At 50.8% G+C, this 12468-nt stretch carries 10 protein-coding genes and 1 riboswitch; of the genes, 6 read left to right on the forward strand and 4 right to left on the reverse strand.

Annotated features, from left to right (window positions below; genetic code table 11):
* Nucleotides 1-3 precede the first annotated feature (3 nt).
* The 4 genes from ACKPCD_RS11195 to ACKPCD_RS11210 all read right to left on the reverse strand — a co-directional run bounded on the left by ACKPCD_RS11195 (nucleotide 4) and on the right by ACKPCD_RS11210 (nucleotide 5300).
* On the reverse strand, nucleotides 4-645 hold the full coding sequence (locus ACKPCD_RS11195; RefSeq protein WP_321433231.1) for a YrrS family protein: 642 nt from the start codon (nucleotides 643-645) through the stop codon (nucleotides 4-6).
* A gap of 87 nt (nucleotides 646-732) precedes the next feature.
* The gene (locus tag ACKPCD_RS11200; RefSeq protein ID WP_321433232.1) at nucleotides 733-1194 is read right to left on the reverse strand and encodes a threonine/serine exporter family protein; all 462 of its coding nucleotides are present in this window, start codon (nucleotides 1192-1194) and stop codon (nucleotides 733-735) included.
* On the reverse strand, nucleotides 1191-1976 hold the full coding sequence (locus ACKPCD_RS11205) for a threonine/serine exporter family protein (RefSeq protein ID WP_321433233.1): 786 nt from the start codon (nucleotides 1974-1976) through the stop codon (nucleotides 1191-1193). The genes ACKPCD_RS11200 and ACKPCD_RS11205 overlap by 4 nt, the downstream gene beginning before the upstream one ends.
* A gap of 45 nt (nucleotides 1977-2021) precedes the next feature.
* Entirely contained in the window at nucleotides 2022-5300 is a 3279-nt protein-coding gene (locus ACKPCD_RS11210; RefSeq protein ID WP_321433234.1) for an SNF2-related protein, read from the reverse strand.
* A 207-nt stretch (nucleotides 5301-5507) separates the two neighbouring features.
* On the opposite strand from ACKPCD_RS11210, the gene ACKPCD_RS11215 reads away from it, so the two are divergent.
* The 6 genes from ACKPCD_RS11215 (at nucleotide 5508) to ACKPCD_RS11240 (ending at nucleotide 12212) form a co-directional block, all read left to right on the forward strand.
* A complete protein-coding gene (locus tag ACKPCD_RS11215) occupies nucleotides 5508-6143 on the forward strand; it encodes a CBS domain-containing protein (RefSeq protein WP_276641509.1) in 636 nt (211 codons plus the stop codon).
* Between the two features lie 15 nt (nucleotides 6144-6158).
* Nucleotides 6159-6986 carry a pyruvate, water dikinase regulatory protein gene (locus ACKPCD_RS11220; RefSeq protein WP_321434564.1) on the forward strand — a complete coding sequence of 276 codons (828 nt, stop codon included), beginning with the start codon at nucleotides 6159-6161 and terminating at the stop codon, nucleotides 6984-6986.
* Nucleotides 6987-7016: 30 nt separating this feature from the next.
* Nucleotides 7017-9686, forward strand: a complete 2670-nt coding sequence (ppdK, locus tag ACKPCD_RS11225) for a pyruvate, phosphate dikinase (protein ID WP_321433235.1) — start codon at nucleotides 7017-7019, stop codon at nucleotides 9684-9686.
* A 296-nt stretch (nucleotides 9687-9982) separates the two neighbouring features.
* Nucleotides 9983-10321, forward strand: a complete 339-nt coding sequence (locus tag ACKPCD_RS11230) for a zinc ribbon domain-containing protein YjdM (protein WP_321381965.1) — start codon at nucleotides 9983-9985, stop codon at nucleotides 10319-10321.
* A gap of 638 nt (nucleotides 10322-10959) precedes the next feature.
* Nucleotides 10960-11748 (forward strand): NAD-dependent epimerase/dehydratase family protein, encoded by a 789-nt coding sequence (locus ACKPCD_RS11235; protein WP_321433236.1) that lies wholly within the window; start codon nucleotides 10960-10962, stop codon nucleotides 11746-11748.
* A gap of 143 nt (nucleotides 11749-11891) precedes the next feature.
* Nucleotides 11892-12212 carry a hypothetical protein gene (locus ACKPCD_RS11240; RefSeq protein ID WP_321433237.1) on the forward strand — a complete coding sequence of 107 codons (321 nt, stop codon included), beginning with the start codon at nucleotides 11892-11894 and terminating at the stop codon, nucleotides 12210-12212.
* A 114-nt stretch (nucleotides 12213-12326) separates the two neighbouring features.
* A riboswitch (TPP riboswitch) is annotated at nucleotides 12327-12428 on the forward strand.
* Nucleotides 12429-12468 lie beyond the last annotated feature (40 nt).

The raw sequence follows: 12468 nt of genomic DNA on the forward strand, positions 1-12468 counted from the left end.
TGATCAATTGTTCGGTATTTCGTTCAGCTCTTCCACAAGCGTAACTTGCCAGCCTTCGCCGTCGACCCATTTGAGTTGGACGCGCGCGATTTTCTCTTTCTGTGTATCCGAGACTGTGGCAGTGACTTGCTGGTCGCCGGCATTGCCGATCCACCATTCAATCATATTATCGGCGCTGATGCCCGTTGCAACGGCAACAGCTTGCTTAATTTCGATGCGGTCAGCAGATCCGTCGGTGTAATCGGTAGCGCTGTGCTCACCGGTTTGGGACGTGCCGATCGGTTCCCAATCGCCGGTGTATGCTTTTGCGACGTTCTCATCGGTTGACGGCACTTCTTTTGTTTCCGTTTCGGTTTCTTCTTTCTCTTTTTCATCTTTTTCCTCTTTATTCTCTTTTTCCGAAGATGCTCCAGCCGAAGAGGATGTTTCGCTGGAATCAGCCGATTCGGTGATGATCATGTTTTGTGAATTCGTTTGATTATTGGCCGCTATGGATGGTGTTTCATCATTCCCGTAAAAAATGTTATAGAGCAGCACGAGCCCCAAAAATGCGGCTGCGATGATTCCTACAACGACAAGCAGGTTATTGCGTTTATGATTTCGGTGTAATTCTTGTCTGGTCGGTTTTTGATTGTTCTCTGACATGCAGTTGCCTCCTTCTGAATGATACAAGTTTATCATGTTTGCGATACGGAAACGTTAAATCCAGTTTACAACTCTGTGTCACAAAACCTATTTGATCGGACTGTTCTTCTTGGATGCCTTTATCCTGGCCACGAGCCCGAAAAGGCTGTCAACAATGAAGATCGCCAGCGCGATGGCACCCGATATCTGCAGCGTGAGGACCAGATGCTGCTGCGCCAATGCATACTCTTTGTTGATGAAGGAATAGACCGATTGATAAACGCCTGCTCCGGGAACCAAGGTAATGAAGGCCGGGATAAAATAGATCGTCACCGGCGTCTTCAGGTAACGCGCGAACAAGTGCGCAATCCAAGCGATGAACAGACTGGCCATAAAAGTGGCTGCGACGATGTCCATGAACAATAGTCCGACAAGGTAGACACCCCAGCCTAACCCGCCTGCCATGGCACCATAACGCAAAGTCCGTTTTGGTGCTTCCAAAGTCACGGCGATAAAGAAAACGGCCACGAAAGCAACAACCATTTCCAAAAGAATTTGCAGAAACGTCACCGGATCACCTCCCCACCGACGACCAAGCCGGCACCGATGCCGATCGCAATGAATATCGCGATCACAAAGGCTTCCAATATTTTTGCAGCTCCCGACATGTAATCCCCGCGGAAAGTATCACGGATGCCGTTCGTCAATACCGTTCCCGGCAACAATGGCATGATGGCACTGATGATGATCGTATCCGGTTGAATCGGAAAGGTCAACAGCTCGGACAAAATGGCCGTCATCACAGCAATTACGAAACTGGAGACCAGGTTTTGGATGAATGGGCGGATTTTCCATTTGACCGCGGTGTGCAGTACAAACGAAACTGCGGCGCTGACCGGAAGCATCGCCAAAAAGTCGTAGAAGGTGCCGCCCATCAGAAAAATGAAAAGCTGGATGAAGCCGATCAGCGCGAAGCTTTTCTGGCGCCCGCTGTATTGGATTTCATCGATGTTCTGCAGCGCATCATAAGCCTCCTGGATGGTCAATTTGTCTTCAACAAAATTCCGCGAAACGGCATTGACGCGGGACACCCTATTCAGATTCGTCGTGCGCTCCGTAATCCTTTTGACGACCGTGATCGCGTGCATGTTCGGATTGTCGAGCGTGGCCACAAGTCCAGTCGTCAAAGCCAGGGCATCCGTCATCTGCAGTCCGGTCTTGTTCAGGATGCGTGTCACTGTTTCCTCAACACGGTAAGTTTCCGCATTGCTTTCCAGCATGATTTTCCCGGCCAGTACAGCCGTGTCCATGTATAATTCAAAATCCATTTCGGGATTAGATGTAACCGTCATCAAGATTCTCCTTCTCCTTCAATCTGTTTTCAGTTCAGGCGCAACCTATATTTCCAGCAACTGCATCAGTTCTTCTTTCGTCAAGGAGGTGACCGATTGGCCGCCTGCCTGGATGACGGAATCGATCATTTCGCGCTTCTGTTCCTGCAGTTCGTTGATGCGTTCCTCGATCGTGCCGGTCGCAATCATACGGATGACCTGGACGACTTTTTTCTGGCCGAAACGGTGCACACGGTCGGTAGCCTGGCTTTCGACGGCTGGGTTCCACCAAGAGTCGTAGAGGATAACCGTATCTCCGCCAGTCAAATTCAATCCGGTCCCCCCAGCTTTCAGGGAAATCAGGAAAAGATCCTTCTCGCCCTCGTTGAAGCGAGTCGTCAGGCTCAGACGATCCTGATTCGGGGTCTGGCCATCGAGGTAAAAATAAGCTTCGCCTGCCGCATCCAGCTTCTCACGGATGATGGCCAGCATCTGCGTGAACTGGGAGAACAGGACAACGCGTCTGCCGTTCTCTTTGGACTCCGCCAGATACTCCATCAGCCGGTCCAGTTTGCCCGAACCGCCTTTGTAATCGGCCATGACCAAGGCCGGATCGCAACAGATCTGGCGCAGGCGCGTCAGTCCTGCCAATATTTTGATCCGGTTCTCGTTCAGCGTATCCGCGTCCAGCATCGCTTTGGTTTCCTGGCGCATCAACTGCAGCTGGGACAAGTACGCTGTCTTTTGTTTTTCGGTCATTTCGATGTAGGAGATCGATTCGATCTTCGGCGGCAGATCCTTCAGTACATCCGCCTTCAGCCGGCGCAGGATGAACGGTTTTACTTTTTTGGCGATCTGTGCCGGTTCCATTTTCTTAAAATCCGTTCTCGTCCCGAAAAGGCCGGGCTGTGCGATGCTGAAAATGGTGTACAATTCGGACAAAGCATTTTCGATCGGCGTTCCGCTCAAAGCGATTTTGTTGTTGGCAGTGAGCGCAGAAGCGGCTTTTGTCGTCTTCGCTGTGGCGTTCTTGACACTCTGGGCTTCATCCAGGATGACGGTCCGGAAAGCCAGCCCTCCATAGAGATCCTCATCACGCTGCAACAACGGATAGGAGGTGATCCAGACCGGAATATTTTCGGCGATTGCAGCGTTTACGCAGTCACTTCTTTCACTCTTCGTCCCGGTGATGAGCTGCGTTTGGATACCTGGCGCGAACTGTTTGAATTCCTTTTGCCAATTGTAGAGCACGCTGGAAGGACAGATGACCAAATACGGTTTGGTGTCGCCTTCCCCGAGCGAACCGGCGATGAAACTGATGACCTGCAGCGTTTTGCCGAGACCCATGTCGTCCGCAAGGATGCCGCCGAAGCCGTAGTGATCCAGCCCCTTCAGCCACTTGTATCCCGTCTCCTGGTAAGGGCGCAGAGTCGCTTTCAAATCCTCCGGCAAGTCGAAGTCGATCTTTTCGGGCTTCTCCATCCGATTGATGAGCGTCATGAAATCCTCATCCTGATGGACGATCCCCGCATCGGTGTCGACACCGAAAGCCTTATAGAGCGGCAAAGTCATCTCTGCTTTAAGGTCCTTCAAAGGCACGTCCAGCTGCAAGACCGCATCGGTCAGCTCCTTGATTTCCTTTTGGCGCAGATTGACGATTTTGCCGTTGGACAGGCGGTGATACGACTTGTTCGCCGCGATTTGTCTGACCATCTGCTTCAGATCGTCGATATTGATTTCATCAGTGCTGAAGGTCACATCCAAAAGCCGCGACTGGTTGTTGACTTCGATGGCGACTTTCGGCGGCCGGACCGGTTGGTAAAGCAGGTTCTCGACAGCCGCGGTCGTGAATATTTCGCAGTGCGGAGCGAGTTTCTCAAGGCCTTCATAAAGGAATGACATGATGTGGTCCAAGTCCTCCAAATAGAGACATTCATCAAAAATGAACGCATCATGGCCAGAATTGATGAACTTTTGGACTACGATACCCTCAGCGATCCGATCCCTGACGATATTATCCGGAGTCAAATCTCTATCGGCTGCGGCTTCTTTAGCAGCATCTATTTTCGTTTCCCCGTAATTGAAAAATAATTCCGTGATCAATTTATCCTGTTTCCAATCAAGATAGAGCTCAGCTTGCAAAGGATAACTTTGATAGGTCGACTGCACAGTATCGGCCAGCGAAATGGCCGCAAACTTCTGCAACGCCGGAACAGCGATCGCCAAGAAATCACTCGCGGATTCAGGCGGGATATGCAAGCCGTTATGCTCGGACTGGGAAATGGCTGCATAAATACCGGTCAAGCGTTCTTTCATGCTGGTATTCAAATAATAGAAATTCCCATCAAGCAGGAAGATGTCCGCTTGGTTGAAAAAAATGTTTTCGGCTGCAGTTTCTGTTGTTTCTTCAAAAAGAAGGCCTCCTTGCGGCAATTCACTCAACGAAAAACTGACCGGAAGTTGATCAAAGTCCTTCACAATTTGTTCAGGGATCAACGTTTTCCCTCGGGTTTGATAAGCATTTGTTTTGATGTAGACAAGCGGACACTGCGCCAGCTTTTCCAGTAATTCCTTCACCATGCTCGCCGGTACGGTGACATCTTTACGGTCTTCGCTCGATCGATAATCGCGGCCGGATGCCGCCCCAGCATCGAGGATTTGTTTTAAGAATAGAAAAACCGCGCGATCTTCCTCGCACAATTCATGTTGGTCCGCTGAATAAGTGAATTTTTTCCCGAACGGAAGCTGCCTACCGGCCAGAATGCCCTTGATGACATAATCGCAGTCCTTCACCATATATAATTGCCCGGATCCTACCCTTAGCTTCAGGCTGAAGTGTTGTCCATAGCGCAAATCGGACATGACCAACGTATATTCCACTTGGATCGGCACTCTGTCGAAGAGGTCGTTTTCCTCCAGCAATTCGAATTGAAGCACATCCAACAAACGGTTCGTCTGCTCGACGTCATAGCGTTTCTGCGGCGCTCTGCTGGCCAGGCTGCCCGTCGATGCTTTTTGGCTCAAAGATTTCCGATCATCACGGGAATCCGAGGAAGAATTGAGGATCGCCAAGAGGAAGGCAACCACATGCTTGCAAGGACCCGGATAGGCTTCAAAAGCCGGACACGTGCAAAAATAATCCTCGATTTCCCTCTCTTCATCCAGATAAACTTCCGCGTCATATTTTTTAGTCCCTTTGACCTCTCCATAGAACGAAAGCCCGGCTTTGTCCCTGGAGAAATCCGGAATTGCTCCGCGTTCAAACAACTGCAGTCCTTTCTGGAAGGTCGCATCACTGTATGTTAAATCCTTGATATCCACTATGCCGTAACCCACTGTATACATTTTCGGTCCTCACCCTCATTCGCTTAGTCTTCATAAGTTTACCATAGACCGTTGTTGATCAGGCTACAAAAATGGCTCCTGGATTGTCGGACGGGACAGAATGTCCGATATATCCCAGCAAAAAGATGTCACTTTTTGTTGACAACACTTTCAATGTGACATACTATATATTCATTAACACATCACATTAAGAATTGAGGTGGAAAAATGGAACTTACCGATAGGCAAAAACAAATCATCGAAATCGTCAAGAAACAGCAGCCGATTTCCGGTGAAAAGATTGCCTCCATACTGGGATTTGCGCGGGCGACGCTGCGGCCCGATTTTTCGCTGCTGACAATGAGCGGCATCCTACAGGCCAAACCGAAAGTCGGTTACCTGATCAACGAGGAGCACACCAACTCCGTTCTCGTCGAACAGATCGCCAAGCAAAAAGTCGAAAAAGTGATGGCCATCTCGGTCAACCTCACCAAAGAAACGAGCATCCAGGATGCCATCATCCAGCTTTTCCTTGAGGATTGCGGTTCCCTTTATGTCACCGACAACCGAGAAATACTGGGGATCGTTTCCCGCAAAGATCTGCTCAAAAGCGCCTTGGGCGACTCCGATCTGAATGCCATCCCGGTCGGAATGGTGATGACGAAGATGCCGAATCTTTATACCGTCTTCAGCGACACACTCGTTGTCGATGCCACGAAACTGCTCGTCACCCATCGCGTCGACAGTTTGCCGGTGCTTTCCCGTTCTGTGTATGAGGAGACCAGCAAAAAAGAGGTCATCGGAAAATTTTCGAAATCGACCGCCAGCAGATTGTTGCTTGATATATTCAACAAAGACCTTTAGGAGGACAGTGTGCAAATGGACCTTTACGCGATTTACTTAGTATCCGATTCCGTCGGCGAGACGGCCGATGTGGTGATCCGATCCGCCCTCTACCAATTCGAGACGGAAAATTACCAACTGAAGAAATATTCCTACGTGCAAACGACCGAGGAAATCGACGACATCTGCGCAAAAGCTTCCGAGGAAGGGAAGGCAATGATCTTTTACACCTTCGTGAAAAAGGAAATGGCCGATCACATGAAGGGACAGATCGAAAAGTCCGGTCTTATCGGCGTCGACATCTACAGTCCGATCTTGACTGGTTTGGGGCAACTGTTCCAGCTTCCGGCCAAGGAGAAGCCGGGCATCAACCGCCAACTCAACGAGGACTATTTCAACCGTGTCGAGGCCATCGAGTTTTCCGTCAAATATGATGACGGCCGCGATCCGCGCGGCATCGAAAAAGCGGACATCGTGCTGGTCGGCGTGTCCCGCACATCCAAGACACCATTGTCGATCTATCTGGCGAACAAGAACGTGAAAGTCGCGAACATTCCGCTCTTTCCGGAATCGAAACCGCCGAAAGAAATCTTCACGATTGCCCCGGAGCGGATCATCGGTCTTGTGAATTCGCCAAAAAAACTCAATGAAGTCCGCAAAGAGCGCCTGAAGACACTGGGGCTGCCGCCCTCAGCCAGTTATGCCGGCATGGAGCGCATCCTTGAGGAACTCGAATACGCAGACGAGATCATGAAACAGATCGGCTGCGAAATCGTCGACGTTTCGAACAAAGCGATCGAAGAAACCGCAGACCACATCCTGCACTACATGGATATGATGAATATCAGCCGCAAACACCTATAACCTAGAAACAGCCACAAGGAGGAAACGCATATGACGAAGCAATGGGTTTACCGTTTTTCAGAAGGCAAAAAAGAACAAAAGATGTTATTGGGAGGCAAAGGCGCCAACCTAGCCGAGATGACCAATCTCGGCCTGCCCATCCCTCCAGGATTCACGATCACGACGGAATCCTGCATCCATTATTTCGATGAAGGCCGAACACTTTGGGCTGCGCTCAAGCAGCAGATCGATTCCGCCCTCATCGACCTGGAAAACGCGGTCGGAAAATCTTTCCATAACCCTGCCAACCCGTTGCTGGTGTCGGTCCGTTCCGGTGCCGCCTTCTCGATGCCGGGCATGATGGACACAATCCTGAATTTGGGGCTGAACGATGCATCTGTCGCTGGTCTGGCTGAACAGACGCAGAACCCGACTTTCGCTTTCGACAGCTACCGCCGTTTCATCCAGATGTTCGCCGATGTCGTGAAATCCGTTCCGCGCATTCATTTCGAAGCGATCCTGGATACAGTCAAAAATGAGAACGGTTACGAGTTCGACAACCAATTGACTTTGGAAGACCTGATCGAGCTGGTCGCGCAATACAAAGCCGTCTACCAACGCGAAACCGGCGAAACTTTCCCGCAGGAACCGTTGGATCAATTGCACCAAGCAGTCCAGGCTGTCTTCTCTTCATGGAATAATGAAAGGGCTATTCTGTACCGCGATATTCACAACATTTCGCATAACCTCGGCACAGCCGTCACCGTCCAAAGCATGGTGTTCGGCAACCGCGGCAACGATTCTGGTACCGGTGTGGCCTTCACGCGCAACCCGGCGACCGGCGCGAAAAAACTGTTCGGCGAATTCCTGATGAATGCGCAAGGCGAGGATGTCGTGGCCGGTATCCGCACGCCATTGGACATCGATACACTGGAGCAAGTGATGCCTGCCGTCTACAGCGAATTCAAGGTCATCGCCGAAAAACTGGAGGACCACTACGCCGATATGCAGGACATCGAGTTCACGATCGAAAAAGGGAAACTATACTTGCTGCAGACACGCAACGGGAAACGGACAGCGGCCGCAGCCGTCGCAGTGGCCGTGGATTTGGCCGACGAAGGCCTGATCACGAAAGAGGAAGCCGTGATGCGCATCGAAACCGGCCAACTGGACCAGTTGCTCCATCCTACTTTCGATACGAAAGCTTTGGCTGAAGCTCCCTTGTTGGCGACCGGGCTCGGCGCTTCACCTGGAGCGGCATCCGGACATATCTACTTCTCCACAGCCGCTGCCGAAGCAGCAAAAAAGGACGGCCTGCCAGTCATCCTGGTCCGCCGCGAAACATCGCCTGAGGATTTGGCCGGTATGATGAGTTCGGAAGGCATCCTGACGGCACGCGGCGGCATGACTTCGCACGCGGCAGTCGTCGCCCGCGGTTTGGGAAAATGCTGCGTGGCCGGCTGTACCGCAGCCGTCATCGATGAAGAAAACAAAACAGTTGTCATCGATGACGTCACCCTGCACCAAGGCGACCTGCTTTCGATCGATGGCGCAACCGGCAGAGTCTACGCCGGCAAAGTCGCCAAGCAGAACCCGACTTTGGGCGGCAAATTCAGCACCTTCATGGACTGGGTCAACGAAATGAAAGTGCTGCAGGTCAAAGCCAATGCGGATTCCCCGACCGACGTCAGACAAGCCTTGTCCCTGGGCGCGGAAGGTGTCGGACTTTGCCGGACCGAGCACATGTTCTTCCATAAGGATCGGATACCGGCCGTCCGCCAGATGATCCTTTCCCGCACACTGGACGAACGCAAAAAGTACCTGGCAGAGCTGTTGGAAATGCAGCGCCAGGATTTCCAGGAAATGTTCGCCCTGCTACAGGAGCGGCCGATGACCGTCCGCTTACTGGACCCGCCATTGCATGAATTCCTACCGACTGCGCATGCGGATAAGCTTGCCTTGGCGGAATCAATGGGAACCAGTTTGGCTGGTTTGGAAGCGCACATCGATTCCTTGCATGAAGTCAATCCGATGCTCGGTCACCGCGGTTGCCGTTTGGCCGTCACTTACCCGGAAATCTACCGGATGCAGGCGCGCGCCATCATCGAGGGGGCCTTCGCCGCTTCCGAAGAAACCGGCAGCACAATCACACCGGAAATCATGATTCCGTTGGTCTGCGACGTCGACGAGCTGCGCTACGTCAAAGCGGAAATCGTGGCGGAGATTGAGGAAGTATTCTCTGAGAAGGCTGCGACCATCCCCTACCTGATCGGGACGATGATCGAAATCCCGCGCGCCGCGGTCACTTCCGACGAAATCGCGCAGGCGGCCGACTTCTTCAGCTTCGGCACGAACGATATGACGCAGATGGGCTTCGGCTTCTCCCGCGACGACGCCGGCAAGTTCCTGCAGGAATACGAAGACAAAGGCTTGCTGAAGCCAAATCCGTTCCACTCATTGGACGTGAAAGGCATCGGCAAACTCGTCAAATTATCCGCCAAATTAGGCCGCGAAACCAACCCTGACTTAAGTCTGGGCGTCTGCGGCGAACACGGCGGCGATCCGGAATCGATCGCCTTCTTCTCAAGCATCGGCTTGGATTACGTTTCCTGCTCGCCTTTCCGCGTGCCGATCGCCCGCTTGGCTTCCGCACAGGTAGCGATTAAAGAGAGCAGAGCGAAAATGTCTGTACAGAAGGATGTTGTGTTGAGCAGCATCTGATCGAAAAGGCCCGGATCGATGACTTCGATCCGGACCTTTTTGGAATGTCATAATGCGCTTGCGCTCTAGTTGTCCGATTCCACATGGTTATCGGACAACCTCAGTCAACAACACATATAGAGCCTTCCCGATCCGTTATCTTTCTTCTTATTGGTTATTATTCTTATATTGTCTATTTTCTATTGTCAACAAGGCGAAAATATGGCAGTATAGAAGCATCTTCCGCCTTGGATAAAAGGCCGGAAATGGAAAATAAAAAGACAGTTAATCAAAACAACGGAGGAATAAAAATCATGATGGAATTACCGAATTGCCCGAAATGCGGCTCCCCTTACACTTACGAAGACGGCACAATGCTGGTCTGCCCCGAGTGCGCACACGAATGGAGCGCGGATGCCGCTGAAGCAACTAATGAAGATCAATTGATCGTCAAGGACGCGAACGGCAACCTGCTGCAGGACGGCGACACTGTTACGGTCATCAAGGACCTGAAAGTCAAAGGCAGCTCGAGCGCATTGAAAGTCGGAACAAAAGTCAAAGGCATCCGTTTGATCGAAGGTGACCACAACATCGACTGCAAAATCGATGGCTTCGGCGCGATGAAACTGAAGTCCGAATTCGTCAAAAAAGCGTAATCCCGATTCAAAAAAACTGGCGAGGCACCCGAAAGGGAACCTCGCCAGTTTTTCTATTTTCACATTTTATCGGGTGATACGTTACCATGCTATCCGGCCTCACGCCTTTCATCGGTACGATGGCTGTCACACCTGACAGCTAGGAGATATGCGTCGGATCACCGTTCCTTTCCGTTTTGACTTGTTTTGAGAAAGTAGTATGATCATCACCCCCGTTTGATGCTCGGCATTATGATGATAAGCCCCGCTGGTACCTTTCAGGATCAACAAAAAAACACATGCGAAAGCACGTGCTCTGTCGGGCAATAGAATGAATGGGAAGATTGTTGCACAACAGATCCGCACTGACCTTGAAAAGCGCGCATTTGCAAATTCAACAAGTCCATCCGACTCACCCCTTCGTTTTCGATTGAAAAGTGTCTTGCCCTTGCCTATCATCTTACCCCTATTATACAGGGATAACGCCCGTGTCTCAATTAATTTACCTACATTTTACTCAAATATAACATTCCCTTTTCGTCCGACGAATCGCCGTTTTTGTAAGGGCTATCCTTTGACATTTTCCGGTGGCTTGCATACAGTTAAACCAAAGACGTTCACGATAGCAACTGTAAAAAAAACAAGGGGGTATTTCGACAATGACCACAATCATGATCACCGGCGCAAGCGGTAATATAGGAAGAATTTTGGCGGATCATCTGAAGGAGAGCTACGAACTGACTTTGGTGGATATCCATTTCCATAACGTCGATCCGGCCCTTTTGGAGGGCACCATCGTCAAAGAGTTGGACCTGACTGTCGCCGGCAACTGGGACGGGCTGCTGGAAGGGATCGATTACGTTATCCATCTGGCCGGCAATCCTTCACCAGATGCTATTTTTGACGATGAGCTGATCGATTTGAACTACAAGATGCCCTTCTACCTGTTCAAGGAATCCTCCAAGTACGAAAACTTCGTCAAACGTATCATCTTCGCCAGTTCCATCCACGCCGTCAGCGCCTATCCGAAAAATGTGCAGGTTCACGTCGATGAACCTGTCCGCCCGGGCGATATTTACGGCGTTTCGAAAGTCTATCTGGAAGGATTGGCCAGCCACTTCGCCTTTACGGAAGGCCAAGAATCCATCGGCATCCGCATCGGCAACTTTGATGAAAACCTCGATGACCCGATCGTCGACGAAGCGGGCTTGGCTGAATACCTGTCTCCACGGGACCTTTGCCATTTAGTCGACTGCGCCCTGAAAGCCAAACTGGTTGAGCCGTTCCTGTTGGTGAACGGCCTTTCCGATAATCGTTTCCCGCGCTTGGACATCTCACAGGCCAAAACTGCCCTCGGTTATCGGCCGAGCGATGATGCTTTTGTGCTGAAGGGCTATTTCCAGGATGACAACGGCGACCCGGTCGAACTGTCCGAAGAAGATCAATGATCCTCCGATTTGGGAAGAATTCCTCCATTTGTACGATTCCGCGTATATCCGCCAGCGAGTTCTATTGAAGAGCCGGAAATGAACTGATATGATGTTCATTGGAGACAATACAAGTGTCAGATAGACGGAAGGAAGTACACGAAATGGCGAAAAAGAACAAAGGCAACCAGATCCAACGCAGAAATGTGAAACCAACAATACCGGAACTGCATAAAAACAATACTGGCGCGGTAACCAATAAAAAACTGCCGGTCGACGAAGATCCGAAATTGCAGAATTCATTCAATTTTACGATGTACGGCATGCTGATCGGGGCTTCAATCGGTTATTTCGCGGGCAACCTGACTTATGGCTTCGGTATCGGCATGCTGACCGGTGGCATAATCGATTCCTACCTGAATACGCAGAAGAAAAAGAAGCGCGAAGCCATCCTGAAGGCCCAGGCCGAAAAAGAGCAGAAATAGGTCATTCCGCACAAGTGTTTAGCCATTCTGGCATAGTCCGGGATGCGGCTTTGTGCACCGTGCAACTTGCATAAAAAAATCAACTGTAGTAAAGTGTAACTTAACTGAATAAACCGTTTCACAAAGGGGGGCCGTCCGCGGCTGAGATTGAACATAGATTCTGACCCTTCGAACCTGTTCGTTAGCACGAGCGTAGGGATTGTGATTGAGAATTGAATTTTATTCTCCTCCTTTGTCGATGGTATATTATGCCCAA

This window comes from Trichococcus flocculiformis (assembly GCF_963662535.1).
Taxonomy (GTDB): Bacteria; Bacillota; Bacilli; order Lactobacillales; family Aerococcaceae; genus Trichococcus; species Trichococcus flocculiformis.

Bases quoted from the DNA above. Each gene is read 5' to 3' on its own strand.
- ACKPCD_RS11205 (WP_321433233.1), bottom strand. From the start codon at position 1,976: ATGACGGTTACATCTAATCCCGAAATGGATTTTGAATTATACATGGAC.
- ACKPCD_RS11230 (WP_321381965.1), top strand. From the start codon at position 9,983: ATGGAATTACCGAATTGCCCGAAATGCGGCTCCCCTTACACTTACGAA.
- ACKPCD_RS11215 (WP_276641509.1), top strand. From the start codon at position 5,508: ATGGAACTTACCGATAGGCAAAAACAAATCATCGAAATCGTCAAGAAA.
- ppdK (WP_321433235.1), top strand. From the start codon at position 7,017: ATGACGAAGCAATGGGTTTACCGTTTTTCAGAAGGCAAAAAAGAACAA.
- ACKPCD_RS11235 (WP_321433236.1), top strand. From the start codon at position 10,960: ATGACCACAATCATGATCACCGGCGCAAGCGGTAATATAGGAAGAATT.
- ACKPCD_RS11210 (WP_321433234.1), bottom strand. From the start codon at position 5,300: ATGTATACAGTGGGTTACGGCATAGTGGATATCAAGGATTTAACATAC.
- ACKPCD_RS11240 (WP_321433237.1), top strand. From the start codon at position 11,892: ATGGCGAAAAAGAACAAAGGCAACCAGATCCAACGCAGAAATGTGAAA.
- ACKPCD_RS11195 (WP_321433231.1), bottom strand. From the start codon at position 645: ATGTCAGAGAACAATCAAAAACCGACCAGACAAGAATTACACCGAAAT.
- ACKPCD_RS11220 (WP_321434564.1), top strand. From the start codon at position 6,159: ATGGACCTTTACGCGATTTACTTAGTATCCGATTCCGTCGGCGAGACG.